General features: G+C 72.5%; 25 protein-coding genes. 9 read left to right on the forward strand and 16 right to left on the reverse strand.

The genetic code is table 11. The features are described from left to right. The first annotated feature begins 3 nt into the window (after positions 1 to 3). Positions 4 to 1392 carry a pyridoxal-dependent decarboxylase gene (locus OG933_RS05660; RefSeq protein ID WP_362519735.1) on the forward strand — a complete coding sequence of 463 codons (1389 nt, stop codon included), beginning with the start codon at positions 4 to 6 and terminating at the stop codon, positions 1390 to 1392. On the opposite strand, the gene OG933_RS05665 is transcribed toward OG933_RS05660, so the two are convergent. Beyond that, complete coding sequence (locus tag OG933_RS05665; RefSeq protein ID WP_405625708.1) at positions 1370 to 2650, reverse strand: MFS transporter; 1281 nt, start codon at positions 2648 to 2650, stop codon at positions 1370 to 1372. The two genes, OG933_RS05660 and OG933_RS05665, sit on opposite strands and share 23 nt — an antisense overlap. 100 nt (positions 2651 to 2750) lie before the next feature. Here OG933_RS05665 and OG933_RS05670 point away from each other — a divergent pair, with 100 nt between their 5' ends. After that, positions 2751 to 3287, forward strand: a complete 537-nt coding sequence (locus tag OG933_RS05670; RefSeq protein ID WP_405625710.1) for a hypothetical protein — start codon at positions 2751 to 2753, stop codon at positions 3285 to 3287. 4 nt (positions 3288 to 3291) lie between these two features. On the opposite strand, the gene OG933_RS05675 is transcribed toward OG933_RS05670, so the two are convergent. From OG933_RS05675 to OG933_RS05685, 3 genes are all read right to left on the reverse strand, one after another. Then, positions 3292 to 4206, reverse strand: coding sequence for an SDR family oxidoreductase (locus tag OG933_RS05675; RefSeq protein WP_405625711.1), 915 nt, complete (start codon positions 4204 to 4206; stop codon positions 3292 to 3294). 137 nt (positions 4207 to 4343) lie between these two features. Next, positions 4344 to 4973 (reverse strand): MBL fold metallo-hydrolase, encoded by a 630-nt coding sequence (locus tag OG933_RS05680; RefSeq protein ID WP_362519722.1) that lies wholly within the window; start codon positions 4971 to 4973, stop codon positions 4344 to 4346. Next, positions 4973 to 6058, reverse strand: a complete 1086-nt coding sequence (locus OG933_RS05685) for an S-(hydroxymethyl)mycothiol dehydrogenase (RefSeq protein ID WP_362519719.1) — start codon at positions 6056 to 6058, stop codon at positions 4973 to 4975. Before OG933_RS05685 ends, OG933_RS05680 begins: the two co-directional genes overlap by 1 nt. 173 nt (positions 6059 to 6231) lie before the next feature. Between OG933_RS05685 and OG933_RS05690 the strand changes: the two genes are divergently transcribed. Further along, positions 6232 to 7986 (forward strand): ABC transporter ATP-binding protein, encoded by a 1755-nt coding sequence (locus OG933_RS05690; protein ID WP_362519716.1) that lies wholly within the window; start codon positions 6232 to 6234, stop codon positions 7984 to 7986. A gap of 66 nt (positions 7987 to 8052) precedes the next feature. Here OG933_RS05690 and OG933_RS05695 read toward each other — a convergent pair whose 3' ends face one another. Next, positions 8053 to 8352, reverse strand: a complete 300-nt coding sequence (locus tag OG933_RS05695; RefSeq protein WP_362519713.1) for a hypothetical protein — start codon at positions 8350 to 8352, stop codon at positions 8053 to 8055. 171 nt (positions 8353 to 8523) lie between these two features. On the opposite strand from OG933_RS05695, the gene OG933_RS05700 reads away from it, so the two are divergent. Beyond that, complete coding sequence (locus OG933_RS05700; protein ID WP_020129008.1) at positions 8524 to 8889, forward strand: nuclear transport factor 2 family protein; 366 nt, start codon at positions 8524 to 8526, stop codon at positions 8887 to 8889. A 349-nt stretch (positions 8890 to 9238) separates the two neighbouring features. Here OG933_RS05700 and OG933_RS05705 read toward each other — a convergent pair whose 3' ends face one another. Next, positions 9239 to 10012, reverse strand: a complete 774-nt coding sequence (locus OG933_RS05705) for a hypothetical protein (RefSeq protein ID WP_362519709.1) — start codon at positions 10010 to 10012, stop codon at positions 9239 to 9241. A 148-nt stretch (positions 10013 to 10160) separates the two neighbouring features. Further along, complete coding sequence (locus OG933_RS05710) at positions 10161 to 12119, reverse strand: ricin-type beta-trefoil lectin domain protein (protein ID WP_362519706.1); 1959 nt, start codon at positions 12117 to 12119, stop codon at positions 10161 to 10163. 207 nt (positions 12120 to 12326) lie between these two features. On the opposite strand from OG933_RS05710, the gene OG933_RS05715 reads away from it, so the two are divergent. Further along, entirely contained in the window at positions 12327 to 13604 is a 1278-nt protein-coding gene (locus OG933_RS05715; protein ID WP_405633250.1) for a glycosyltransferase, read from the forward strand. On the opposite strand, the gene OG933_RS05720 is transcribed toward OG933_RS05715, so the two are convergent. After that, positions 13601 to 14263, reverse strand: a complete 663-nt coding sequence (locus OG933_RS05720) for a TetR/AcrR family transcriptional regulator (protein WP_362519703.1) — start codon at positions 14261 to 14263, stop codon at positions 13601 to 13603. The two genes, OG933_RS05715 and OG933_RS05720, sit on opposite strands and share 4 nt — an antisense overlap. A gap of 180 nt (positions 14264 to 14443) precedes the next feature. Here OG933_RS05720 and OG933_RS05725 point away from each other — a divergent pair, with 180 nt between their 5' ends. Further along, on the forward strand, positions 14444 to 15703 hold the full coding sequence (locus OG933_RS05725) for a YncE family protein (RefSeq protein WP_362519700.1): 1260 nt from the start codon (positions 14444 to 14446) through the stop codon (positions 15701 to 15703). A 77-nt stretch (positions 15704 to 15780) separates the two neighbouring features. On the opposite strand, the gene OG933_RS05730 is transcribed toward OG933_RS05725, so the two are convergent. After that, positions 15781 to 17643, reverse strand: a complete 1863-nt coding sequence (locus OG933_RS05730; protein WP_362519697.1) for an endoglycosylceramidase — start codon at positions 17641 to 17643, stop codon at positions 15781 to 15783. A 204-nt stretch (positions 17644 to 17847) separates the two neighbouring features. Here OG933_RS05730 and OG933_RS05735 point away from each other — a divergent pair, with 204 nt between their 5' ends. After that, positions 17848 to 18948, forward strand: a complete 1101-nt coding sequence (locus OG933_RS05735; RefSeq protein WP_405625714.1) for an XdhC family protein — start codon at positions 17848 to 17850, stop codon at positions 18946 to 18948. Positions 18949 to 19147: 199 nt separating this feature from the next. On the opposite strand, the gene OG933_RS05740 is transcribed toward OG933_RS05735, so the two are convergent. Continuing rightward, positions 19148 to 19651: a metallophosphoesterase gene (locus OG933_RS05740; protein WP_362266676.1), complete on the reverse strand. Its 504-nt coding sequence runs from the start codon at positions 19649 to 19651 to the stop codon at positions 19148 to 19150. 134 nt (positions 19652 to 19785) lie between these two features. On the opposite strand from OG933_RS05740, the gene OG933_RS05745 reads away from it, so the two are divergent. Together OG933_RS05745 and rfbC are read left to right on the forward strand one after the other, a co-directional pair. Next, positions 19786 to 21717, forward strand: coding sequence for a glycosyltransferase family 2 protein (locus OG933_RS05745; protein WP_405625716.1), 1932 nt, complete (start codon positions 19786 to 19788; stop codon positions 21715 to 21717). Between the two features lie 4 nt (positions 21718 to 21721). Further along, positions 21722 to 22321: a dTDP-4-dehydrorhamnose 3,5-epimerase gene (gene rfbC / locus OG933_RS05750; protein ID WP_267023041.1), complete on the forward strand. Its 600-nt coding sequence runs from the start codon at positions 21722 to 21724 to the stop codon at positions 22319 to 22321. Here the strand turns inward: rfbC and OG933_RS05755 are convergent. The 6 genes from OG933_RS05755 to OG933_RS05780 form a co-directional block, all read right to left on the reverse strand. Continuing rightward, positions 22311 to 23114, reverse strand: a complete 804-nt coding sequence (locus tag OG933_RS05755) for a class I SAM-dependent methyltransferase (protein ID WP_405625719.1) — start codon at positions 23112 to 23114, stop codon at positions 22311 to 22313. The genes rfbC and OG933_RS05755 overlap by 11 nt on opposite strands. Then, on the reverse strand, positions 23101 to 24009 hold the full coding sequence (gene rfbD / locus OG933_RS05760) for a dTDP-4-dehydrorhamnose reductase (RefSeq protein WP_362519682.1): 909 nt from the start codon (positions 24007 to 24009) through the stop codon (positions 23101 to 23103). Before rfbD ends, OG933_RS05755 begins: the two co-directional genes overlap by 14 nt. Next, positions 24006 to 24974, reverse strand: a complete 969-nt coding sequence (gene rfbB / locus OG933_RS05765; RefSeq protein WP_405625721.1) for a dTDP-glucose 4,6-dehydratase — start codon at positions 24972 to 24974, stop codon at positions 24006 to 24008. The genes rfbD and rfbB overlap by 4 nt, the downstream gene beginning before the upstream one ends. Next, a complete protein-coding gene (locus OG933_RS05770) occupies positions 24971 to 26038 on the reverse strand; it encodes a glucose-1-phosphate thymidylyltransferase (RefSeq protein ID WP_385249999.1) in 1068 nt (355 codons plus the stop codon). The genes rfbB and OG933_RS05770 overlap by 4 nt, the downstream gene beginning before the upstream one ends. A 67-nt stretch (positions 26039 to 26105) precedes the next feature. Beyond that, positions 26106 to 26288 (reverse strand): hypothetical protein, encoded by a 183-nt coding sequence (locus tag OG933_RS05775; protein WP_362519673.1) that lies wholly within the window; start codon positions 26286 to 26288, stop codon positions 26106 to 26108. Further along, positions 26285 to 26623, reverse strand: coding sequence for a DUF6479 family protein (locus OG933_RS05780; protein WP_362519670.1), 339 nt, complete (start codon positions 26621 to 26623; stop codon positions 26285 to 26287). The genes OG933_RS05775 and OG933_RS05780 overlap by 4 nt, the downstream gene beginning before the upstream one ends. Positions 26624 to 26626 lie beyond the last annotated feature (3 nt).

Raw genomic sequence — 26626 nt, forward strand, 5'->3', positions numbered from 1 at the left:
CGTATGCATCGCACTCTCGCCGACGATCTCTCCCGGCTGCCCGACCTCCTCCAGTGCGCCCGTGACTTCGCCGTCCGTGAGGTGACCGGCCTGGCGGAGCGGCCGGTGGTCCGCCTCGACGGGGCGCCCGACCGGGTGGCCCTGCCCGACGAGGGGACCGGGGCCGAGGGCGCTCTCGCGCGGTTCGCCGCGCACTGGGCGCCCGGGTTCTCCGGCTCGGCCGGGCCGCGCTACCTCGGCTTCGTCACGGGCGGGGCGACGCCCGCGTCGGTCGCCGGGGACTGGCTGACCGGCGCGTACGACCAGAACGTCTCCGGGGCGGGCGGCTCGTGGGCGGCGGCGCTGGAGCGGGAGACGGTGGCCTGGCTGCGTGAGCTGTTCGGTCTGGGCGAGGCGCACAGCGGGGCGTTCGTGACGGGCGCGACGGTCTCCAACACCGTCGGGCTCGCCGTCGCCCGTGAGTGGCTGGGCGAGCGGCTGGGGGTGGACGTGTCGCGTGAGGGCGTGGCCGCGCTGGGGCCCGTGGAGGTGCTCTCGGGCAGCCCCCACTCCAGTGTCGCCAAGGCGCTCTCGGTGCTGGGCATCGGCCGGGACCGGCTGCGGCAGGTGCCCGTGCTCGACGGCCGGGAGGCCGTCGACGTCGAGGCGCTCGAGACGGCGCTGGCCGCGCTGGACGGGCGGCCGGCGGTCGTCGTGGCCAACGCGGGCACCGTCAACACCGTCGACTTCGATGATCTGCGGGCGATCGCGGCCCTGAAGGAGCGGTACGACTTCTGGCTGCACGTGGACGCGGCGTTCGGCGGTTTCGCCGCGCTCTCCCCCGCGTACGCGCACCTCGTGGACGGGCTCGACGCGGCCGACTCGGTCTGTGTGGACCTGCACAAGTGGCTCAACGTGCCGTACGACGCGGCCGTGCAGTTCACCCGCCGCCGCGACCTCCAGGTGCGGGTCTTCCACAACGCCTCGCCGTATCTCGGGCTGCCCACCGGCGAGCCCGACTTCGTCCATCTCACACCGGAGAACTCGCGGCGGCTGCGGGCGCTGCCTGCCTGGTTCTCGCTGGTGGCCTACGGGCGGGCCGGGCACCGCGAGATCGTCGAGCGGAGCGTGGACCTCGCGGCCCGGCTCGGTGCGGGGGTCGCCGCGCTGGACGGGCTGCGGCTGCTTGCCCCGGTGCGGCTGAACGTCGTCTGCTTCACCCTCGCCGACGACCCGACGCAGGAGCGGGTCGGCGCGCTCGGGGAGGCCGTGGCCGCGTCCGGGGAGGCGTTCCTGACGCCGACGGTGTACGGCGGGGTGCCGGCGCTGCGGGCGGCGTTCAGCAACTGGCGTACGTCGCCGGCGGACGGGGAGCGGGTGCTGAAGGCGCTCACCGCGGCACTTTCCGGCTGATCGCCGCCGTGCCCCGCTGGTGCGGAAGTTCGCGGCGGGCGCGGACCGGGGAGAGGAAGACGGGCAGGAAGTTCACCGCCAGCAGCGCGCCGCCCACCCAGAGGGTGGCCCGCACTCCGGCCAGTTCGCCGATGAGGCCGGAGACGGCGGCGCCCACGGCCAGCGCCCCGGTCAGGAGGAAGCGGAAGGTGGCGTTCATCCGGCCCAGGAGGGCGTCCGGGGTCATCCGCTGGCGCAGGCTCACGCCGAGGACGTTGTCCACGCCGGTCTTGAGCAGGGTCAGCACCCAGGCCGCCCCCGCGATCCACAGCCAGGGCCCCCGGCCGACCAGGGGTACGAGCAGGGCCGCGGGTGCCAGGGCCAGGCCGGTGAGGCCGAGTGCCCTGCCGTGTCCGAGGCGTGCCGCCAGCGGGCGGGCGCACCACGCGCCGAGCAGCAGCCCGAGCCCGCCCGCTCCCCAGAACAGACCCAACGCGCCTGCGGAGAGGCCGAGTTCACGGACGAACAGGATCGGCAGCATGGTGGTGACGATCTGCGAGCCGAAGTTGCTGAGGGCGGCGGTGAGCGCGAGCGCCCGCAGCTCCCGGTCGCCGAGGACGTGCCGTACGCCCTCCGCGATCTGGGCGCCCAGCCGGCTCTCGGGCGCCGGGCGCGGCGGTTCGTCGCCCGGCCGCAGCGCGCAGAGCTGGAGCGCGGAGACGAGGTAGGCGCCGGCCGCGCAGAGCACGGCCACGGGTGCGGTGAGCAGTTGGACGAGTCCGCCGCCCGCGCCGCGTCCCGCGATGTTGCCCGCGGCCTGGAGGCTCACGACGGCCGTATTGGCCCGCACCAGGGCGGCGCGGTCGACGAGCCGGGGCAGCACGCTCTGCGAGCCGACGTCGAAGAACACGGTCGCGCACCCGTTGAGCAGGACCACCGCGTACAGCTGGGCGAGGGTGAGCGTGCCGGACCACCAGGCGACGGGCACGGAGGAGAACAGCACCGCCCGGCCCAGGTCCGCGCCGATCAGGATGCGGCCGTGCCGCATCCGGTCCACCCAGACCCCGGCCGGCAGCCCGATGAACAGGAACGCGACCGTGCTCAGCGCGGCCAGGGCACCGACCTGTCCGGGACGCGCATCGAGCGCGGTCACCGCGACGAGAGGTACGGCGACGTAACTCACGTTCGTGCCGAGTTGGCTCAGCGCGGTGGCCGAGAACAGGACGCGGAAGTCGCGGACGCGCCAGGGTGAGGCGGTCGGCTCGGTGGGGGTGTGCACGGTTGCACGCTGCCCGACGTTCTCCGGGCGGACAAGTGAAAAGATCTGCACGGGCGGTTAAGCGCCTCTACCACGTCAACAGGACGGAGACCGTGCGGAGATGTCCGCTTTCCTCCAGCAACTTCCCGCTCTCATAGGTGTCGTGGTCGGTGCCCTCGGCTCGTATCTGGCGATCGTGCGCAGCGACGGGGCCCGGTTCCGGCGCGAGACGGCGGCCCGGTGGGAGGAGCGGCGGCTGAGCGTGTACGGCGACTACGCGCGGGCGCTGAAGAAGTCGGTGAACCTGACCTACCGCGTCGCCTCCCACCTCGGCAACGACCCGCACCCGCACCCCCTGTCCCCCGCGCAGGCCGAGCCGCTGCTCGCGGAGGCGACCGACGGACGCGACCCGGCCGGAGAGGCGCTGATCATGCTGGGCAGCCGGGAGGTGGTGGATCGGGCGCGGGTGTGGGTGACCACGGTGATGGACATGGAACGGTTCATGCGCGAGGGGACGCACGACCCGCGGGCCTGGCAGGCGCTGCTGGAGCGGCAGCGGGCCGGCCGGGAGGGCTACTACGCGGCCGTGCGCGAGGATCTCGCCCTGCCGCCGGGGCACCCGGCGCGCTGGGCGACCGCTCCGCTCTCCGGCGCCTGAGCGCTCAGCGGTAGCCGGTGGTGTCCGCCGCCTTCCCTGGGTCCTGCACCTCGACCATGTAGCGCCAGGCGTCCGGGCGGCTGCCGTCGAGGTCGGTGAAGCCGTACACCGGGGCGAGGCCTCCGCTGGACAGGGACCGCCCGTTGAAGCGGGCCACGTCGGGGTCGGCGGCCAGGGCGGCGACCGCCCGGCCGACGTAGCGGGGTGTCTCCGAGATGGCGAAGTGGGGGAAACGGTCCAGGGCGTCCCGCCAGTTGTCCTCGCGCACACCGAAGTTCTCGAGCATCAGCTCCGACCGCAGCCAGCCGGGGGTGAGCGCGAGGGCGGTGGCGCCGCGCGGCCCGAGTTCGTGGCCGAGGGCGAAGGCCATGCGCAGGACGGATGTCTTGGCGAGGTCGTAGAAGAAGTTCACGCGATAGGTGTCGCGGTTGTACTCGGTGGTGCCGTCGGTCATCTCGACGACCAGTCCGCCGGGCCGGCGCAGCAGCAGCGGCAGCGCGTGGTGGCTGGTGATCGCGTGGGTCTCGACGGCGAGCCGGAGCAGCCGGAGCCCGTTGTCCAGGTCGTGCTCCCAGACCGGGGTGTCCCAGGCGAAGAGGTGCTCGGCGCCCCAGATGTCGTTGACGAGGACGTCGAGGCGGTCCTGCTCGTCCGCGACCCGGTCGACGAGGGCGCGGACCTGGGCCGCATCGAGGTGGTCGGTGGGCACGGCGATGCCGTGACCGCCCGCCTCGGTGACCAGGTCGGCGGTGTCCTCGATCGTCTCGGGGCGGTCGCTCTCGGAGCGCCGGGCGCGGGTGGTGCGCCCCGTCACGTAGACGGTGGCACCTGCCGCCCCCAGTTCCACGGCGATGCCGCGTCCCGCACCCCGTGTCGCCCCGGCGACCAGGGCGACCTTGCCTTCCAGCGGACCGGACATGTCCGACCTCCTGCGCGTGTTCCGTCGGTGTCGTCATCGAGGATCGATGGCGTGAACGAGGATCGCGCGGAAGCCGGACATCTCCTGTCGGCTTTTCCCCGCCGGGTCACCCGGTCGGGCGCGGGCCGCGGTCGCTCTCAGTGCCCCCGGGCGATCCACTCCTCCAGATGGGGGGCCTCCGCGCCGATGGTCGTCGTGTCGCCGTGACCGGTCAGCACCTTCGTCTCGGGCGGCAGGGCGAGCAGCCGGTCCTTGATGGAGGTGATGATCGTCGGGAAGTGGGAGTAGGAGCGACCGGTGGCGCCGGGTCCGCCCTGGAAGAGGGTGTCGCCGGTGAAGAGCACCCCGAGGCCGGGGTCGTGGAGGCAGACCGCGCCGGGCGCGTGCCCGGGGGTGTGCAGGACCGTGAGGTCGGTGCCGGCGGCCTCGATGACCTGGCCGTCGGCCAAATGGGCGTCGGGCTCGCGGTCCGGGTGGGTGAGCTTCCACAGCGGCAGGTCGTCGGGGTGCAGCCAGATCGTGGCGCCGGTCGCGTCGGCGAGGGCGGGCGCGGCGTCGATGTGGTCGTTGTGGGCGTGGGTGCACACGATGGCCGTCAGCCGGCGGTCGCCCACGGCGGCCAGGATGGCTTCGGCGTCGTGCGCGGCGTCGATGACGATCGCCTCGTGGTCGTCGCCGACGATCCACACGTTGTTGTCGACGTCCCAGGTGCCGCCGTCGAGGCTGAACCGGCCCGAGGTGACGAGGCGTTCGATGCGCGCGGCCATCACAGCACCACCACCGAGCGAAGGACGTCTCCGTGGTGCATCCGCTCGAACGCCTGCTCCACCTCGTCGAGTCGGATGGTCTCGGTCACGAACGCCCCCAGATCCAGGCGGCCTTGCAGATGCAGGTCGATCAGCATCGGGAAGTCACGGGAGGGCAGACAGTCGCCGTACCAGGAGGACTTCAGTGCCCCGCCGCGCCCGAAGACGTCCAGCAGGGGCAGCTCGAGCTTCATCTCCGGCGTCGGCACGCCGACCAGGACGACCGTGCCGGCCAGGTCACGGCCGTAGAAGGCCTGCTTGTAGGTCTCCGGACGGCCGACGGCCTCGATCACCACGTCCGCGCCGAAGCCGCCGGTCAGCTCACGGATCGCCTCGACGGGGTCGGTCTCCTTGGAGTTGACCGTGTGTGTGGCGCCCATCGTGCGGGCGGTCTCGAGTTTGCGGTCGTCGATGTCGACGGCGATGATCTTCGCCGCGCCGGCCAGGTTCGACCCGGCGATCGCCGCGTCGCCGACACCGCCGCAGCCGATCACCGCGACCGTGTCACCGCGGCCCACGTTGCCGGTGTTGATCGCCGCACCGATACCGGCCATCACCCCGCAGCCCAGGAGCCCCGCCACCGCCGCCGACACCGACGCGTCGACCTTCGTGCACTGCCCGGCCGCCACCAGGGTCTTCTCCGCGAACGCCCCGATGCCGAGCGCCGGGGACAGCTCGGTGCCGTCGGTCAGGGTCATCCGCTGCTTGGCGTTGTGGGTGTCGAAGCAGTACCAGGGCCTGCCGCGCAGACACGCCCGGCACTGCCCGCACACCGCACGCCAGTTCAGGATGACGAAGTCGCCGGGAGCGACGTCGGTGACGCCCTCGCCGACCGACTCCACGACACCCGCCGCCTCATGGCCGAGCAGGAAGGGGAACTCGTCGTTGATCCCGCCCTGCTTGTAGTGCAGGTCGGTATGGCAGACCCCGCAGGCCTGCACCTGCACCACGGCCTCGCCGGGACCGGGGTCGGGGACCACGATCGTCTCCACCCGTACCGGCTCGTTCTTCCCCGGCGCGATCACTGCGCGCACTTCCTGCGGCATGGTGCTGCCCCTTTCGTCGGCGGTCGTCCGTCCCGCTGCCGACCCTACGCGTGACTGATCGGTAAGGGCACGGGCGGCGGGGCCGACGCCCGCCCTGAACACGCCCTTCCCGGCCGCACCGCGCTGCGGCCCACGTAGCCTGAGGCCTGCGACCCGACCTCCCGAGGAGCCCCGTGACCATCGCAGAGACCGCCGGCGACCGGCCCCCGTGGCGGCTGTTGCTCGACTACGTACGGCCACACCGACGGTCCCTCCTGGCGGGTGCGGCGCTGTCCCTCGTCACCGGCGCCACCGGGCTGCTTCTGCCCCTGGTGGCACGGAAGTTGATCGACGACCTGGGCCAGGACCGTTCGATATCCGGCGCGTTGCTCGCGCTGACGGCACTGGTCGTCGCCAACTCGGCGGTGGGCGCGCTGGGTTCGTTCGTGCTGCGGCGCACCGCGGAGTCGGTGGTGCTCGGCGCGCGGCGGGCGCTCTCCTCGTATCTGCTGCGGCTGCGGATCACGGCCGTCGACCGGAGCGAGCCCGGCGATCTCATGGCCCGGATCACCTCCGACACGACGCTGCTGCGCGAGGTGACCACCGACTCGCTGGTGGGCCTCGGCACCGGCGGGCTCACGCTGGCCGCCACGGTCGTGATGATGGGCCTGGTGGACCCGGTGCTGCTGGGGGTCACGCTGGCCGTGATCGTCTGCGCGGGGACGGTCCTGGGCGTGATCGTGCCGCGGATCAACCGGGCGAGCCGCCGGGCGCAGGACGCCGTCGGCGTGATGGGCGCCTCGCTGGAGCGGGTGCTCGGCGCGCTGCGCACGGTGAAGGCGTCGGGCGCCGAGCACCGTGAGGAGGAGACGCTGCACGCGGCGGCCGAGGAGTCCTGGCGGCAGAGCGTGCGGGCCGCCAAGTGGTCGGCGGCCGCGGGGAACACGGCCGGCCTGGCGATGCAGACGGCCTTCATCACCGTCCTCGCGGTGGGCGGGGCGCGGGTCGCGACGGGCGCCATCGAGATCGGCACGCTGGTGGCGTTCCTGCTGTACGTCTTCTATCTCATGTCGCCGATCCAGCAGGTCGTCGGCGCGATCACCCAGTACCAGACGGGTTCGGCGGCCCTGAGCCGCATCCAGGAGGCCCTGCGGCTGCCCGCCGAGCCGGCGTCCCGGCCCGAGCCGCTGCCCTCGCCCGCCGCCGAACCGGCCTCGCTGGGCTTCGACGACGTCCGGTTCCGGTACGCCGACGACCTGCCGTACGTCCACCACGGGGTGACGTTCACCGTGCCGCCCCGGGGCATGACCGCGTTCGTCGGCCCTTCGGGCGCGGGCAAGACCACGGTGTTCTCGCTCATCGAGCGGTTCTACGACCCGGAGTCCGGCACGATCGCCCTCGACGGGCGCGACCTCGCGGACTGGGACCTGTCCCGGCTGCGCTCCTCCATCGGCTATGTCGAGCAGGACGCCCCCGTGCTGTCGGGCTCGCTGCGCGACAACCTGCTGCTGGGGAACCCGTCGGCGGACGACGACGCCGTGCGGGGCGTGCTGAAGACGACCCGGCTGGAGGGTCTGGTGGAACGGCTGCCGCAGGGGCTGGACACCCTGGTCGGGCATCGCGGGACGAAGCTCTCCGGCGGTGAGCGGCAGCGGGTGGCCATCGCCCGCGCGCTGCTGCGCCGCCCGAGGCTCCTCCTCCTGGACGAGGCGACCTCCCAGTTGGACGCGGTGAACGAGGCGGCGCTGCGCGACACCGTCGCCGATGTCGCCCGGACGACCACCGTCCTCGTCGTCGCGCACCGGTTGTCGACGGTCACCATGGCCGACCGGATCGTCGTCATGGACGCGGGCCGGGTCCGCGCGGTGGGGACGCACCGTGAGCTGGTGGCGGGCGACCCGCTCTACGCGGAGCTGGCGGCCACGCAGTTCCTGGCGACGGTCGAGTGAGCGGGCCCGGACGCGCGTAGGGGCCGCCCGGTCGCCGGACGGCCCCCTGGGGGAAGGACGAGACGCTCAGACGTCGATCGCGGGCAGCAGCCCGGCCACAGGAGCGGCGAGGTCGGTGACCTGGTGCAGCTCGCTCAGGTTGTCGAGCTGGTTCACCTTGCCGAGCTCACGCAGTTGCGTGGAGACCGGCGGGAGGTCGGCCCGGTACTCCGCGGGAATCTGGCTCGCGGCGAGCGAGTCCAGCACGGTCATCGGGTTGATTTTGCCGGTGGCCGGGGCTTCGGCCGCGCTCGCCATGGGCGCCGCGAGGCCCGTGACCCCGGCGGCGAGTGCGGCGAGAGCGGCGATGCGTCGAGTGGAGATCATGCCTACAGCAACGCCACCGGTGCCCTCGCGGACACGGGTGGGCGGCGGCGCTCACCCGACAGGCGGAGGTGACCGGCTGCGCTTGCCGAGCCCGGCCTGCCGGAGGAGCCTCGAAGGTGAGGGTCGGGCGGCCCGACCTCCCCACGGCCGCGGCCCTCCGAGGAGGTCACCATGGGCACCGCGGCAGGCTCCGCCTTCGACACCGAGACCCTGCGCAGGAGCGTGGAGGGCAACACCGCGACGGCTTTGCTGTCGCTCTACGCCGACGACGCGGAGATACGCGTCATCGACCACAACTCCCAGCCCAGCCAACCCAAAGTGCTGCACGGCCGGGACGAGATCGGCCGGATGCTGGAGGACGTCTACAGCCGGGACATGACCCACAAGCTCGAGGAGTGCATCGTCCAGGGCGACCGTGCCGCCTTCAGCGAGTCGTGTCGGTACTCGGACGGCGTGCGCGTCCTCGCCGAGTCGATGATCACGCTGCGGGACGGCAAGATCGTCGAGCAGACCATGATCCAGGCATGGGACGAGTAGGCAGGAAGACCGCAGGGGTCCAGGTCACCTCCCGGCTGACCTGGACCTTCTCGGTGCGGGCGGTACGGGGGCGGTCGCGTCCCGCCCGGTCCGCGCTGCCGGTACCGGTCTCCGCGGCGGGTCGGCGCGGGTCCGTGGCTCTGCTGCGGACGGCGCTGCGAGCCGTGCGGTCCCGCCCGCGTCGTGTGACACCGCCGCCCGCCGTTCGAACGCGGTGCGGCCGGCGCCGGTGAGCCGTACCCGCACGCGCCGCAGCTCGCCGCTGTCGTGGGCACGGGCGATCAGCCCGCGCCGCCCGCCGGGGCGGAGCCGACCTCGGACCGCGCCGCCCGCCGCGGTACGGCCGGCCTCAGGCTCGCGCGGACGCGCTTCCCGTGCCGGCCGGGGTGTCCTCGGCGGCAATGCGCCCGAGGCGCCGGATCACCGCGCTCAGCCTCGCCAGTGCCACCGCCGTGCCGGCGCAGACGGGAACGGCGGGCCAGTACGGGAGGATGTTCCCGAAGGCCGCGTCGACGAGGAGCGCGAGCAGCGCCGCCATGCCGACGGCCGCCCCCAGCGCACACGGCCCGAAGCGGTCGTCGCGGCTCGCCCGGACCCGGCCCGTCCTGGCCGCCAGGAAGGCGGCGGCGGACACGGCGAGCGAGATCAGATAGGCCGTCGTCAGCGGGGCCAGCACGATCAGCGTCACGTCCAGCGTCCCGAAGTGCCAGCCGGGCCAGACGTCCTGACCGTCGATCTCCACGACCCGGCCGTGCCACAGGCCGAGCACGACCCGCTTGCCCACCCAGAGGTCGTGCCCGACCTGGTCCGCGACCTTGTCGACCCTCTTCTGCCCTTCGCCCAGGGCGAGTCGGACGGTGTACTCGGTGTGGGTGAAGTACGTGCCGCTGCCGCCGGCCTGGCCGCCGCCCGAGTACCCGGAGACCGTGTGCGAGGTCAGCCCCGTCACGCTCGCCGCGGCGGTGTGCAGGGATCCGTCCGACCGGGCGAGCGCAACGGCCGTCTCCTGGTAGGTGCGTCCGGCGAGCAGCAGGATCAGGGCGGCCATGACGAGGCGGAACACCGCGCGCCGGACGCGCCCGCCCCCGCTCCCGGCCGGCTCGGCCTCGCTGGTGTCCGACATGGTCCCCCCTGGTCCCGCACGTCGACTGGTCCGGCATGTCGACAGACACGGGAAACGCCCGGCCGGTTCCCCGAAACCGGTGCTCGGACGCCTCTGCCCGGGGGGTGGCGGGGCCCCGGCCCGTTGGTCGGGGCCCCGGTCCGCAGGGTCAGGTCAGCGTCCACTTCTGGTTGTCGGCGGTGCCGCAGGTCCAGAGCACGATCGGGGTGCGGTTGGCCGTACCCGCCCCGTTGGCGTCGAGGCACAGCCCCGCGTTGACGTTGGTGATCGTGCCGTCGCTGTTGACGTTCCACTTCTGGTTGTTCTGGCCGTTGCAGTCCCAGATGACGACCTTGGTGCCGTTGGTGGTACCGAGGTTGTAGGCGTCCAGGCACTTGTTCCCGTACACCACGAGTTCCTTGCGGGAGGTGTACGTCCAGGCCTGGTTGGAGCCGCCGTTGCAGTCCCACAGTTCGGCCTGGGTGCCGTTGGTGATCGTGCTGTTGTACAGGTCCAGGCAGCGCCCTGACTGCTTGCCGACGACGAGGGTGCCGTTCGCGCCGGCGAGGGGCTTGACCGTGATGTCGGCGAGGGTCGGGGCGCCCGTGAAGGCGAGCGTGTTGGACGAGCCCTTCGACAGGGCCACCTGGAGGGAGACGGTTCCCTGCGCGGAGCCCGTCGGCGGGAAGGAGACCGTCGTCGCGGTCTGGCCGTTGACCTTCAGCGTCGCGGTACGGGCGGTGGAGGCCGTGTTGGTGTAGGCGACGTCGACGACCTTCAGGCCGGTGTTCCCGGCGACCACACCGGAGAAGCTCGACGTGCCGGTGTAGGTGCTGCCCGACGCCTCGGTGCCGCCGGTGACGGTGAGCATGACGGAGCCGCCCGCCGGGACGCTCGCCGTGTAGCTCGTGGCGTACGAGCCGACGTCGGCGCGGGCCCACAGGTCACGGACGGTGGCGGAGGCGTTGGTCAGACCCAGGTCGGACCAGCGGACGGTGATGTTCTGGGCGGCGGAGGTGCGGTTGAGCAGGACGACGGCACGCTTGCCGCTGCCGGCGAGGACCTTGCCGTACACCTGCGCCCCGGAGGTGTCCTCGGCGACCTTGACGCCCTGGAGGCCGCGCGCGTCCTGGTCGACGGCGATGACCTCGGGGTTCTTGAGGATGTTCGCCGTCTCCGTGGTCATCGTGGTCAGGTCGTTGCCGGCGAGGAGCGGAGCGCCGGAGACCGCCCACAGGTTCATGTGGGTGCGGTTCTGGGCGGCGGTGAAGCCGGTCATGCCGACCATCAGCATGTCCGGGTCGTTGTAGTACCCGGTGTGCTGGGAGGTGGGGTGCAGGCCCTGGTCGAAGTTGGACAGCAGGTTCGTCATCGACGGGTTGTTGCCGTAGTAGATGATGTCGGTGCTGGTCCGGAACATCGGGGCGAGGCCGGGGGCCCAGTTCCAGGTGTTCTGGTAGCCCCAGTTGCAGATGGAGAGGGTGAGCGGGCGGCCGGTTGCGGCCGTCGCCTTCGTGACGGCGCCGCTGATCGCGGTGTACGCCGTCGCCGCGTCGAGGCCCTCGGCGTCACCGCCGCACCAGTCGACCTTCACGAAGTCGAAGCCCCACTGCGAGAACTGGAGCATGTCCTGGTCGTAGTGGCCCTCGCTGCCGCTGCCCGGGGCTGCGGGCCGGCCGGTCGGGTAGTAGTAGCCGCAGCCGTCCTTGCCGGCGTCCGTGTAGATGCCGGCCTTGAGGCCCTTGCTGTGGATGTAGTCGGCGATGGCGCTCATGCCGCCGGGCCACTCGGACTCGTCGACGGTGATGTTGCCCCCGCTGTCGCGGGTGCCCTGCCACCAGCCCTCGTCGATGTTGATGTACTTGTATCCGGCCGCCGGCAGTCCCGCCGCGACGAACGCGTCGACCTGCTGCTTGATGACGTTGTAGTCGATCTTCGCGGCGAAGCTGTTCCAGGACGCCCAGCCCATCGGGGCGGTGGGCACGGCGATCTGCCGCGAGGTCGCGGCCTGGGCCGGGCCGGGCTGGGCGAACACCAGGGCGGCGGTCACCGTCAGCAGCAGGGCGAGTACCCGGGCGGCGGCGGATCTCCAGCGCCGGGCCGGGTGCGCGGGGGGTGGGGGAAACATACGGGCGGCTCCAAGCTTCGAAATATCGAACAAGGGTCGGCAAACCGAACGCGTTGCGCGCCGAAAGTAGAGCCGCCGGAGAGTGAAGTCAACGGCTGCGACAGAAGTGATGTGACCGCTCTCAACGACGAAGTGGCCACTTTCGCAGGGTCGTTCACCACGGACCGCGCACCCGCCCCCATACTGTCCGTCGTGCGAGTGGCGATCATGACAGCGGGCTCCCGGGGTGACGTGGCCCCCTTCACGGGGCTGGGCCATGGGCTGGTGCGGGCGGGACACGAGGTCACCCTGGTCACCCACGCGCGGTTCGCGCCGCTGGTGGCCGGCTCGGGGGTGGGCTTCCACGCGCTGCCGGTGGATCCGCGGGCGGAGCTGGAGTCCGAGCGGGGCCGGGGGCTGCACCGCAGCACCACCGGTCCGGGCAAGCTGCTGCGGGTGGCCCGGATGGCGCGGTCACTGGTGGGGCGGATGACCGACGACCTCCTGACCGCCGCGCACGCGAGCGACGTCCTGCTGCTGTCCGCCTCGGTGGCGCCACTGGGGCACACGATCGCCGCGGGACTGTCCCTGCCGAGCCTCGGCCTCTACCTCCAACCCGTCGCCGCCACCAGGGAGTTCGCGCCACCGTTACTGGGCGGCGGCTCCTGGGGAGCGGTCGGCAACCGGCTCGCCGGGCACGGGGTCGCGATGGCCGTCGAGCAGATCTTCGCGCCGGTCGTACCGGCGCTGCGGGCCCGGCTGGGGCTGCCCGCCCTACGCCGTCCCGGCACCGGTCCGCGGGGCCGGCCCCGGCACGGCTGGCCGGTCCTGCACGGTTTCAGCCCGCTGGTGGTGCCCCGGCCCCGCGACTGGCGGGCGGAGCTGGACGTCACCGGGTACTGGTGGCCGTACGACCGGGAGACCCGACTCCCTCCCGCTCTGCGGGAGTTCCTCGACGCCGGGCCGCCGCCGGTCTTCGTCGGGCTGGGCAGCGCGACCGTGCCCGACCCGCGGCGGCTGAGCGCCGAGATCGTCCGGGCGCTGCGGCGGGCGGGGCTGCGCGGGGTGATCCAGCGCGGCTGGGCGGGCCTCGCGGCCGACGGCGACGACATGCTGACCGTCGACGACGTCCCGCACGCGCTGCTGTTCCCGGAGACGGCCGCGGTGGTGCACCACTGCGGGGCGGGGACGACGGCGGCGGGCGTACGGGCCGGGGTCCCCGCCGTACCGGTGCCGATCCAGTTCGACGAGGCCTTCTGGGCCGCCCGCCTGGTCCACCTCGGCGTGGCGCCGAACCCGGTGCCCCTGCGCCGGCTGACCGCGCAGACCCTGACCGCCGCGCTCCTGCGGGTCACCCGGGAGCCCGGCTTCCGCGAGCGGGCCGGGGAACTGGGGACCCGGGTGCGCGCGGAGGACGGGGTGGGACGGGTGGTGGAGGCCGTGGGGCGGCTGTCGTCCGGCCCGCCCGGCCGGCCGGGCAAATGCGGCTGGGCCGGGAGCGGCTAGGCCGGCTCGGGCGCCCACCCCGGGGGGCGCAGGATCCCCAGCAGTTGGCGCACCAGTTCGTCGACCACCTCGTCCAGGGTCGCGTCCACCCACCCGGCGCTCCAGTCGTGCAGGAGGCCGTTGACACTGCCGATGAAGGCCGTCGCCGCGAGGCGGTAGTCGCGGGGGGCCGCCTCGCCGCGGGCGGCGGCCGCCGACGCCTCGGCGCAGATGAGGTCGACCCAGCGGGCGCGGCGGGCCAGTCGTTGTTCCTCCAGCCGGGGGCTGACCCCGACGATCTCCACGAAGGTGATCCGGATGCGGCGCGGGTCGGAGGTCACGTCGGCCGCGTAGGCGCGGAAGATCGCGGTGACCCGCTCCAGGAGCGGCATGTCCTGGGCGGCGGCGAAGGCGGCCAGGACCGCCTCCTCGGCCCAGTCGTTGACCTGGAGGTGCAGCGCGGCCAGGACGTCCTCGAGGGTGCGGAACTCCTCGTAGAACTGGCGGGTCGACAGACCTGCCGTCTCACTGAGCGACGCGACCGTGGTGCCGCGGTAGCCGGGAATGTCCCCGAACAGCTCCAACGCCGCCGCCAGGAATCTCCCGCGCCGCTCGGCCTGCCGCTGCTCGGCGGTCTTGCCGCCGTAACGGCCGGTCGGCGCCCTGAGCCTGCCCGCCACTGACCCTCCCTCGTCGTTCCGTGCTCCCCCGCCGCCAATTTTGTCGTGTACGGAGTCTTGTGGCGAAGGGCCCCCCTTCCTTACTTTCCAGTAAGTAAAGTCTGAATGCCTCCGTGTTCAGACTGGGCGGACCTGTTCCGCCCTGCCCCCACACCTGCGCCCCCAGAGGAGAGAGCAGCCATGCCTGCCTTCAGATCCAGGCACCTTTGCTCCGTAGCCGCCGCCCTCGTCCTGACCGTCACCGCCCCCGCCACCGCCGCCACCGCCGTCTCCGACGCCCCGACCGCCGCCGCCCTGCGCGAGGTGCTCTTCGTCGGCAACAACTGGGAGGGCACCGCGGACGTCATCAAGTCCGGTGGTGACTTCGCCAAGGTCGGCCGGATCAACGTGATCCCCGACAAGAGCGCCCGGATGGCGGAGATCAACGCCGACCCGATCAAGTGGATCTACTTCCAGGCCATCCGCAACGGTGTCGGCGAGGGCCACGACCAGTTCGTCGACGACATGTACACCACGCCGGACGGCTCCTCGGTGGTCGTCTCCCGGCCCAGCTTCGCCGACGTCGTCTCCATCGACCTGGCCACCGGGAACATCAACTGGCGCTTCCCGGTGTCCGGTTACCGCTCCGACCACATGGCCGTCTCGCCCGACGGCACCCGGGTCGCGGTCTCCGCGTCGATCTCGAACACCGTGCACGTCCTGAACATCGGCACCGGCAGGCAGCTGGGCTCGTTCAAGACCGGCGACAAGCCGCACGAGAACATCTTCACCAAGGACGGCAAGTACATCTACAACATGTCGATCGGAGACGTGAACACCTCGCAGGACGCCCCGTGGCAGGACTTCACCAAGGGCGACCGGCGCATCACCGTCGTCGACGCGACCACGTACCAGCAGGTCAGGGTCATCGACATGCGGCAGCGACTGGACGCGATCGGCCTCACGGACTACTCGGACGCGGTGCGTCCGGCGGTCTTCTCACCGGACGAGTCCAAGCTGTACTTCCAGGTCTCGTTCTTCAACGGCTTCTTCGAGTACGACCTCGCCACGGACCGCATCACCCGGACGAAGACCCTGCCGAAGAACCCGGCGACCAGCGACGACCGCACCACCTTCGTCAACGACTCGCGCCACCACGGCATCTCGATGAGTCCCGACGGCAGCAAGCTGTGCGTGGCGGGCACGATGGACGACTACGCGACGGTCGTCGACCGCGCGACCCTCCAGGAGGGCCCGCTGGTCACCGCCTCCAAGCCCTACTGGGCCACGGTCAGCGGCGACGGCAGGAGCTGTGTCATCTCCGAGAGCGGCGCCGACCAGGTCACGGCGATCGACTTCGCGACCGGGCAGAAGGTCGTGTCGGTGCCGGTGGGCGACCATCCGCAGCGGGTCCGGATCGGCCATGTCGCGGCGAACTGGAGCGGAACAAGCGCCGGCTGACGACTTGTCGGACACGGGGGGGGTGGGTGGCGGTCACCGCCACCCACCCCTGCTGTCGTGCTGTCGTGCCGGTGGGGCTACCCCACCTTCTGGGTCACCCACGCCGACAGCTCCGTGCGGGCGGCGGCCAGCAGGGTCGCGGACGGTGCGGTCGCCCCGTTGGTGACCAGGGCGTAGTGCACGGTGCCCGAGTCCGGCGCGCTGAGCAGCAGGCGCCGGCTGCCCGTGCCGCCCGGTTCGGCGGCCGCGGCGATCTTCGTGGTCGTCGTGTACGCGGGCGGGGCGTACACCGTGCCGAGGTCGGAGACGACGGTCGTCGTGGCGGTCGGGAAGGAGGCCGGCAGGTGCAGTTCGGTGGGTGCCGTGCCGCCGTTCGAACGCCACACCAGCAGCCCGTACTGGCCGGTGCCGACGAGTTGTTTCGTGTTGGGCAGGGAACTGGGGACCGGATTCCAGGTGAGGGTGGTGGAGCCGTCGCGGGAGCGGTCCTCGTAGGTGAAGGCGACGGTGGTGCCGGAGGTGGCGCTCGGGTAGACCCGGTCGAGCAGCCGGGCGTCCTGACGGAGGGTCGCCGTGCCGCTGTCGTCCAGGCGTACGGCGGACATGTCCTCGTCGTTCCAGGCGTCACCGGTCGTGAGCACCTTGTCGGCGTTGCCGTTCATCAGCTCGTGGTGACGGCCGCTGTAGATGTCCCACTGCCACTGCGAACCGGACAGGACCGGACCCGAGGCCGCCGGGGTGGTCCACCAACCGGCGCCCTTCACCCGGGAGTCGAGCGCCTGGTACATCGCCTTCACGACGGTCGGCGCCTTGCCGGCGGTCGTGCCGTTCAGGGGGTGGCCGAACTCGCTGACGATCGCCGTGGTCCCGGCCGCCGACGCCCGGTCGCGGACCGTGCCGAAGTCGGTCACGTACTGGCCGTCCTCCGCGTTGCCCCACATCAGGACCCCGGAGATCGCCTTCTGGTCGTAGAAGTGGGTGTTGAAGACATAGCGGGATCCGAGCGTGCCCGCGTCGAGGAGGCCGCCCTCCTCCTTGCTGACGTTGCCGTTCCAGAAGAGGTTCGGTTCGACGAAGGCCGGCTTGTCGGTCCAGCCGGCCGCGTCCATCCGGGCCCGGAACTTCACGTAGAAGGGCCACAGCAGGTCGCGTTCCCAGGTGCGGCTGTTCTGGCCGGAGTCGTAGGTGCCGGCGTAGGGCTCGTTGTAGGGGTCGAAGCCCAGGACGCCGTTGAACTGCTCGGTGGTGAGGTTCGCCTTGAGGTACGCCATGGTCTTCTGGGCGGTGGCCAGGAAGAAGTCCTGGAGACCGTGATTGTTGTGCCAGAAGTCGTACTGGGCGGCCTTCACCGCGCCGTTGTTGGTGATGTTCTGGCCCCAGAGGAAGCAGATGCCGCAGGACTCGGCGGGGTAGCCGCCCAGTGCCACCGCCCACGCGGGGGCGCCGTCGCCGGTGTACCAGCTGCCCGAGTTGAACAGGTAGCGGGAGTAGAGGTCCTGGTGGAAGTCGGGGTAGACCCGGATGCCCGCGTCCAGGAAGGCACCCATCTGTGCGGTGGCGGCGGCCAGGTAGGTGGTGTCGACCTGGCCGCGCACCGGTTCGGCGTAGGCCCAGGAGAGCAGGAAGCGGACGGAGTTGCCGCCGCCGAGGGCGCGCAGGGCCGTGGCGGACTTCTTGGCGTCGGCGACGGAGGCGAAGGGCAGGCCCTTGTTCTCCGCGAGCTTGGTCTCGCCGGAGACGTTGTAGCCGCGCAGTACGACCTCGCGGCCGCTTGCGTCGAGGAAGCGGCCGCCCGACACGGTGAGCGCCGTGCCGTCGAAGGAGAGGGAGTCGGGGAGCGTGGCCGCGCCGGCGGTCGGGGAGCCCGCCACCGTCAGGAAGCCACAGAGTCCGCAGAGGACCACCAGAACAGCGAGCAGACGTGCCCGGATATTCGGCATGTCCACTACAGTCCGGTGATTTCCGGACACCGTCAATACCTTCTGACCCGCGAGTAAGTTCATTCCCCGTCAACCCAGTTGGCAACCCGGCTCCGCCGCTTCACCAGGTGTCCCGCGCGGTGCGGACCGGCGGGCGGCACAGCGGCGGATTACCGTTCAGGGGAAACGGCCGATTCGGCCGTCGCGGCCGGAAGGAAACCGATCGTGCGCGAGATTCTCCCGGTGCTGAACGGGTGGTACGCGGCCGGTGCGCCGTTCGGGCTCGCCACCGTGGTCGCCGTCAGCCGCAGCACGCCGCGCGATCCGGGCGCGGCGATGGCGGTGGGGCCGGACGACGAGGTCGTGGGCAGCGTGTCCGGGGGCTGCGTGGAGGGCGCGGTGTTCGAGCTGGCCCGGGAGGTGGTGGCCGACGGGGCGGCCCGTCTCGAGACCTTCGGCTACAGCGACGAGGACGCCTTCGCCGTGGGACTGACCTGCGGCGGCGAGATCACGCTGCTCGTCCGCCCCGTCACGCCCGGCCTCGACCCGTCGTTCGGCGCCGTCGCGGAGTCGGTCGCCGCGGGCGAGCCGGTGACGGTGGCCACGGTGACCGACGGACCCGCACCACGCGGGGCCACCCTCGCCGTCTGGCCGGACCGGACCCGCGGCACGCTGGGCACGGAGGGGCTGGACGCCGCCGTCACGGCCGACGCGCGCGGCGAGCTCGCCCTCGGCCTCACCGGCGTCCGGCACTACGGGCCGCGCGGCCAGCGGCGGGAGGACGCCGTCGCGGTGTTCCTGCACTCCTTCGCACCGCCGCCGCGCATGCTGGTGTTCGGCGCGATCGACTACGCGGCCTCCGTGGCCCGGATCGGCGACTTCCTGGGCTACCGGGTCACGGTGTGCGACGCCCGGCCGGTCTTCGCCACCCCGAAGCGTTTCCCGCCGGGCGTCGAGGTGGTCGTCGAGTGGCCGCACCGGTATCTGCGCGACACGGACACCGACGGCCGCACGGCCGTCTGCGTGCTGACCCACGACCCGAAGTTCGACGTGCCGCTGCTGGAGGTGGCGCTGCGCCAGCCGGCCGCGTACATCGGGGCGATGGGCAGCCGCCGCACCCACGACGAACGCCGGGCGCGACTCGTCGAGGCCGGCCTCACGGACGCCGAGCTGGCCCGGCTGCGCTCACCGGTCGGGCTGGACCTGGGGGCCCGTACGCCCGAGGAGGTGGCGGTGTCGGTGGCCGCCGAGATCGTCGCGCTGCGCTGGGGCGGCAGCGGGGCTCCGCTGACGGCGACGGCCGGGGCGATCCACCGCGCGAGGTGAGGTGAGCCGGCCGCCTTTCGCTCCGGTTTACCGCGAGGAGGTGTGAGGCGCGCGCGGACGGGGTACGCGCCCATAACGGACAGGCATGCATGTCCTCTGTCCTTCGTCTCGCGAAGGAAGGAGGTCCGTTGAAGCAACGCACACTCGCAAGTTCCGGGCCGCCCCCGACCCTCTTGGCCGGGCGCGGCCCGGTTCTGTGTCATCGGCGCGGTGGCAGCCGGTGCAGGACGAGGTCCGTGAGCCGTCCGTCGGCCGCGGTGGCGGTCAGGTAGGTGCAGTGCGGCTGACGCCGCCGGTCGGTAGGGGAACCCGGGTTGAGCAGCCGGGGTCCGCCGGGGGCGGTGGTGTCCCAGGGGATGTGGCTGTGGCCGAAGACCAGCACGTCCAGGTCGGGGAAGCGGGCGGCGCAGCGGGCCTCGCGGCCCTGGGCGGGACCCGTCTCGTGGACGACCCCGAAGCGCAGTCCGCCCAGTTCGGCGAAGGCGACCTCGGGCAGCCGGGCGCGCAGCTCGGGCCCGTCGTTGTTGCCGTACACGCCGACGACCCGGCGGCTGCGGCGCTCCAGCAGGTCGAGGGTGTCCGTGTCGACCCAGTCGCCGGCGTGGATCACCACGTCCGCGTGCGGGAGCTCGTCGAGCAGCGGGGCGGGCAGCGCCTTGGCGCGCTTGGGGAGGTGGGTGTCGGACATCATCAGCAGGCGCACGGCGTCAGACTACAAAATCCCCGACTCGGACCAATCCGGACAGGTGGGGCGTCGGCGCCGGGGTTAGCATCGGGCCACGCGCACCCTCCGTCCCGCGCACGGCAGAGCGATCCAGCAAGGGGGCCAGGAGCCCGATGCCGGTCAAGGTCAGCGTCATCGTCCCCGTCTACAACCCCGGTCCCTACATCGAGGACTGTCTCGCCTCGCTGCTCAGGCAGTCGCTCCCGCCGGACGAGTACGAGGTGATCTTCGTCGACGACGGCTCCACCGACGCCACCCCCGCGCTCCTCGACGCGGCCGCCGCGGAGGACCCCCGGATCCGGGTCGTGCACCAGGAGAACTCCGGCTGGGCGGGCAAGCCCCGCAACGTCGGCATCGACGTCTCCCGGGGCGAGTACGTGATGTTCGTCGACAACGACGACCACCTCGGCGACGAGGCCCTGGAGCGGATGTACGCCTACGGGGTCGCGAACGACGCCGACGTCGTCGTCGGCAAGATGGCCGGCAAGGGACGCGGGGTGCCGGTGGAGCTGTTCCGCGTCAACCGCCCGCACGCCACCGTCGACAACGCGCCGCTGATCGACAGTCTCACCCCGCACAAGATGCTCCGCCGGGCCTTCCTGGACCGCACCGGCCTGCGCTTTCCCGAGGGGCGGCGGCGCCTGGAGGACCATGTCTTCGTCACCGAGGCCTATCTGCGCGCGGACAACGTCTCGGTGCTGAGCGACTACGTCTGCTACTACCACGTCCGACGCGACGACGCCGCGAACGCGGGCTTCCAGCGGTTCGACCCGGTGGGGTACTTCAAGAACCTCCGGGAGGCCCTCGACGTCGTCGAGCGGTACACCGAGCCGGGTCCGCTGCGCGACAAGCTGTTCCGGCGGTGGCTGCGCGTGGAGATGGTCGAGCGGCTGCGCGGCAAACGCTTCCTCGGCCTGCCCGAGGACTACCGCAGGGAGCTGTTCGAGGAGATCCACTCGGTCGTCGTCGAGCGGTTCGGGCCGGGGGTGGCGGCACCGCTCCAGCCCACCCAGCGGGTCGTCGCCGCGCTGGCCGCCGACGGACGCTACGACGACGTCGTCGCCTTCGCGGAGTGGGAGGCGGGCGTCGGGCTCGCCGTCGACCCGGAGGACGTCACCTGGCAGGGCGGCGTGCTGCGGATCGCCTTCGCCGCCGAGCTGACGCACGACGGCGGGCCGATGACCTTCCCGTCCGCCGGGGGTTCCCCGCAGTGGCCGCCGCGGGACGTGGCCGAGGCGGTCCGGTGGCTGGGCGCGGACACCGTGGGCCGGTTCGACCGGGCCGCGCCCGACCTGCTGCTGCGGGAGCGGGCCAGCTCGGCGCAGTACTTCCAGCCGGTGGACGTGGTCCGGGAGACGGTCCCGGCCGGCGACGGCAGCCGGGTGCGGCTCGTCCTGCGGGCGACCGCCACCATCGATCCCACCACCGCGCTGAGCGGCGGGCCGGCGGGCGAGGGGCTGTGGGACGTGTTCGTGCGCGTCGGCCTGGGCGGCTGGACGAAGGAGCTGCGGCTGGGCCCGGCGCCCCGCCACGGCCGTCCCGTCCCGCCCGCCGGGGTGGTCGCGGGGCGCGTGGTGCTGCCGTACTGGACCGATCGGTACGCGAGCCTGGCGCTGGACGTCGGGCACGCGGGCCGGCGGCTGGGCCTGGGCCGCGTGGCGGCCGAGGACGTCGCCGTCGCGGAGGACCGTCTGCACGTGGTCCTGCCGCTGCACGTGCCCGAGGCCGCCGATGTGCTGCTGCGGCTGACGGGGGCGAAGTCCGGCGGCTCGCGCGAGGTCTTCGGGACGCTCTCGCCGGGCGGCCGCCTCGCGGCCGTCCTGCCGGTCGGTGATCTGCTGGGCAGGACCTGGCTGACGACGGTCTGCCTCACCCCGGACGCGGAGGGGGCGCGCTTCCACCCGCTGCCCTTCGCCCTGCACGTCGCGTCGGACGGCGTCCTCGTGGTGCCGGCGCCCCAGCCCGCCGGTGTGCGACGGCTGGCCCGCAGGGTGCGACGGGCGCTGTACCGGGCACTGCAGAGCATCACTCCCCGGAGGAAGTGACGACATGCGGCCACTGGACATCGAGGGCGCCTGGGTGCTGGAACCCAAGGTCTTCCCGGACGGGCGGGGCAGCTTCCACGAGTGGTACCGGACGCCGGAGTTCCGGGAGGCCACCGGGTACGACCTGGGGATCGCCCAGGCCAACTGCTCCGTCTCCCGCCGGGGCGTGCTGCGCGGGGTGCATTTCTCGGACGTGCCGCCGGGGCAGGCCAAGTACGTCACCTGTGTCCGCGGGGCGGTGCTCGACGTGGTGGTCGACCTGCGGGTGGGCTCCCCCCGGTTCGGGCGGTGGGAGGCGGTCCGGCTGGACGACGACACCCGGCACGCGGTGTTCCTCGCCGAGGGCCTCGGCCATGCCTTCCTCGCCCTCACCGACGAGGCCACCGTGGTCTACCTCTGCTCGACCGGATACGCGCCCGAGCACGAGCACGGGGTGCACCCGCTCGACCCGGCCCTGGGCATCGACTGGCCGCGGGGCGTGGAGCCGGTGCTGTCGCCGAAGGACGCGCAGGCGCCGTCGCTGGCCCGGGCGGAGGCGTCGGGGCTGCTGCCGTCGTACGCCTCCTGCCGGGCCCGCTACCGGGAACTGAGGGTCAGCGGCTGACGGTCACCCGCTCCAGCGCTCCGCGCAGCGGTTCCCAGCCCCGGGAGCGGTCGAGACCACGGTTGCGGGCCCGTACCAGGGGCTTCCAGAAGCCCGCCCGCAGCAGGGTCTCGGGGCGCACCGCGCGCACCCGTTCCAGGACCGCCTCGGGGACCTTCTGCGGGTCGGGGACGTCGAACTCGGCGATGATCTCGTGGTACTTCTCGCGCAGCACCGGGTTGCGGGGGTCGGCGCCGAAGACGACGAGCTGTCCGGTCGGCTGGGTGTCGACGGGGACGGCCACCAGGTCGGGGCGGTAGCGGGACAGGATCTCGATGAGCTTGTAGACGTCACCGGTCCAGGCGGTGGTGTGCCGGTCGCGGGCGGCCTCGTCGACACCGCGGGGCAGCATGTCGTCGAGGACGATCACGCTCGACCAGTCGGAGTGCCGCTCGACGTTGATGAAGTCGCGCAGCGCGTACTCGAACAGGTGCATGCCGTCGATGAAGGACAGGTCGAGGGTGGTGCGGCGCCAGTGACCGAGGGGGTGGCGAGCCCGGGCGAGGTTGCGCAGCGGGTGGCGGCCGCCCTTGAGGTGGGCGAGGGGGTTGCGGCGCGCGAAGAAGTCGTCGCTGGTGGCCTTCACCAGGTGGACGTCGCAGCGGATCTCCGTGGTCACCTTGAACGCGGGGTCGACCGCGATGCTGGGCACCCGGGACAGCCGCAGGCTGCGGCCGTCGTTGACGCCGATCTCCAGGTAGTTGCGGTTGGCGGTGGCCTTGTGCAGTTCCCGCAGGAACTCATGGCGTTTCACGAAGGGACTCCTTGAGGGACACCGTGTCGAAGGACGCCTTGCGGATGAGGGGAAGTGCCTGCCCCAGGGCGGTGCGCCAGTCCCGTGGCGGCGACAGACCCACCTCCTGCCACCGGCCGTGCGCGAGGACGCTGTAGGCCGGCCGGGGCGCGGGCCGGGGAAAGGCGTCGCCGGTGGTGGGGCGCACCCGGTCCGGGTCGGCGCCGAGCGAGCGGAACACCTCGCGGGCCAGGTCGTACCAGGTGGCCTCGCCGGCCGCGGTGGCGTGGAAGACGCCCGTCGCGCCGCGGCCGGCCTTCGGCCCCAGATCGGCGATACGGGCGGCGACGTCCGCGCTCCAGGTGGGCTGGCCGCGCTGGTCGTCGACGACGTCGACGGTGTCGCGGCGGGCCTGGAGTTCCAGCATGGTGCGGACGAAACTGCGGCCGTGGACGCCGTAGAGCCAGGCGGTGCGCACGATCACGCCGGCGTCGGGGAGCACGGCGCGGACGGCCCGCTCGCCGGCCAGCTTGGTGCGGCCGTAGGCGGTGCGGGGTGACGGTGGACCGTCCTCGCGGTAGGGGGCGCGGGCCGCGCCGTCGAAGACGTAGTCGGTGGAGACATGGACCAGCCGGGCGCCGTGCGCGGCGCAGGCGGCGGCCAGCAGCCGGGGCCCCTCGCCGTTGACCAGCAGCGCGCGGGCCTCGTCGGTCTCGGCGTCGTCGACGGCCGTGTAGGCGGCGCAGTTGACCACCAGGTCGGGCCGGTGCGCGGCGAACGCCCGGGCCACGGATCCGGGCCGGGTGATGTCCAGGCCGGTGCGGTCGAGGCCGGTCACGTCCTCGCCGCGCCGGGCCAGTTCCTCCACCGTGTCCCGGCCGAGCATGCCGCCCGCGCCGGTGACCAGCCATCTCATGGCAACCGCGCGGTGCGTTTGAGGGGTTCCCACCAGTCGCGGTGGTCCCGGTACCAGGCGACGGTCTCGGCGAGACCGGTGGCGAAGTCGTGGCGGGGCCGGTAGCCGAGCTCGGTGCGGGCCTTCGTCCAGTCGACGCAGTAGCGCAGGTCGTGGCCCTTGCGGTCCTCGACGTGCCGGACCCGGTCCCAGTCGGCCCCGCAGGCGTCGAGGAGCAGACCGGTCAACTCGCGGTTGCTCAGCTGGGTGCCGCCGCCGATGTTGTGGACCTCGCCGGGGCGGCCCACGGTACGGACGAGGTCGACGGCCGCGCAGTGGTCCTCGACGTGCAGCCAGTCGCGGACGTTGCGTCCGTCGCCGTAGAGGGGGACCTGCTCGCCGTCCAGGAGGTTCGTGACGAAGAGCGGGATCAGCTTCTCGGGGAACTGGTGCGGGCCGTAGTTGTTGGAGCAGCGGGTGACGCGGACGTCGAGGCCGTGGGTCCGGTGGTAGGAGAGGGCGATCAGGTCGGAGGAGGCCTTCGAGGCGGCGTACGGGGAGTTGGGGCGCAGCGGGTGGTCCTCGGTCCAGGCGCCGGTCTCGATGGAGCCGTACACCTCGTCGGTGGAGACGTGCACGAACGGGCCGACGCCGTGCCGCAGGGCCGCGTCCAGCAGCGTCTGGGTGCCGAGGACGTTGGTGCGGACGAAGGCGCCCGCGCCGTCGATGGACCGGTCGACGTGGGACTCGGCGGCGAAGTGGACGACCTGGTCGGCGGCGGCCGTCAGCTTGTCGACGAGGTCGGCGTCGCAGATGTCGCCGTGCTCGAACTCCAGCCGGGGATGCCCGGCCGGCAGGTTGGTGCGGCTGCCGGCGTAGGTGAGTTTGTCCAGGACCGTGACGCGCACGTCGGGGTCGCGGGCCAGCAGGCCGCGCACATACGTGGAGCCGATGAATCCGGCGGCCCCGGTGACGAGGAGGTTCATGTGTGGATCTGTACCTTGCTGTGGTCGCCGAGAACCAGCCGGTGGGCGCTGGACACACCGGCCGCCGGGGTGACCTCGACGTGCCGGCCGATCAGGGAGTTCTCGATGCGGCCCACCCCGTCGATGGAGGAGTCGCGCAGCACGATGGAGAACTCCAGCTCGCTGTCGGTGATCCGGCAGTTCTCGCCGACGGAGGTGAAGGGGCCGATGTAGGAGTCGCGGACCTCGCTGCCCGCGCCGAGGACGACGGGCCCGACCACGCGCGAGTTCACGACCCGGGCGCCGGCCTCCACGACGACCCGGCCGACCGTCTCGGAGGCCTCGTCGACCTCGCCGTCGATCCGGCGCTCGACGCCCTCCAGCACGGTCCGGTTGACCTCCAGCATGTCGACGACGTTGCCGGTGTCCTTCCAGTAGCCCTTGATGATCGTGGACCGCACCCGGGCGCCGGTGTCGATGAGGCGCTGGACGGCGTCGGTGATCTCCAGCTCGCCGCGCCGGGACGGTCCGATGGCGCGTACGGCGTCGTGGATCGCGGGGGTGAAGAGGTAGACGCCGACCAGGGCGAGGTCGCTCTTGGGGTGCGCGGGCTTCTCCTCGAGGCCCACGACCTGTCCCGCGGGGTCGAGTTCGGCGACTCCGAAGGCGCGGGGGTCGGGGACCCGGGTGAGCAGGATCTGGGCGTCGGGCCGGGTCCTGCGGAACTCGTCGACGAGGTCGGTGATGCCGCCGACGATGAAGTTGTCGCCGAGGTACATCACGAAGTCGTCCTCGCCGAGGAAGTCACGGGCGACGATCACCGCGTGGGCGAGGCCGAGGGGCCTGTCCTGCGGGATGTAGGTGATGTCGAGGCCGAACCGGGAGCCGTCGCCGACGGCCTCCCGGATCTCCTGCGCGGTGTCACCGACGATCACACCGACCTCGGTGACACCCGCGGCGGCGATGGACTCCAGGCCGTAGAACAGCACGGCCTTGTTGGCGACCGGTACGAGCTGCTTGGCGGAGGTATGGGTGATCGGTCGAAGGCGTGTCCCGGCGCCGCCGGACAGCACGAGAGCCTTCATCAGCCTCACTCCAGCCCCGGCCGCCCGGCGGCAACCGATTCATTCGCTCACGCCGACCGTCTGCCGGTCAGTCCTCACCCCTGACAATGTTCCATTCCGGGCCGGACTGCATCCCGGCGACCGGCCCGGGGACGGCCACGGCCGCCAGACAGGTGCGCGGCGCGGACGCCGCGCGGCGCAGCCGACGGGCCGTTGCCCAGCCGGTCTCGGCCCGGCGGGTCGCCGGTTTCTCCTGGACGTACGCGGTCACGACGGTTCATCCCAACGGGGGCGGTGCTGGTCGGCGCTGTCCCGGCTGCCGGTGGGCCGCAGCTCGTGCGGGGTGAGGCGTTCGCTCTCGTCCGTCGCCCGCGGCATCTCGTTGGGCTCGCGGGCGCGGCGCGTCTCGTGGGCCGGGCCGGAGCCGGGCCTGCGGGGCTGTTCGTGCGGCTTGGGAGGCGCGGGCTCGCGGGCCCGGACCTTGATACCGAGCCGGAAGGCCCAGATCAGACCGCCGACGAGCACGATCCCGACGACGATGAAGACGACGGTGGCCAGCACGGACTTTCCGGATGCCGCGAGGACGGCGGAGGCGAAGGTGTCCATGGG

This window comes from Streptomyces sp. NBC_00016, from assembly GCF_045040885.1.
GTDB lineage: Bacteria > Actinomycetota > Actinomycetes > Streptomycetales > Streptomycetaceae > Streptomyces > Streptomyces coriariae.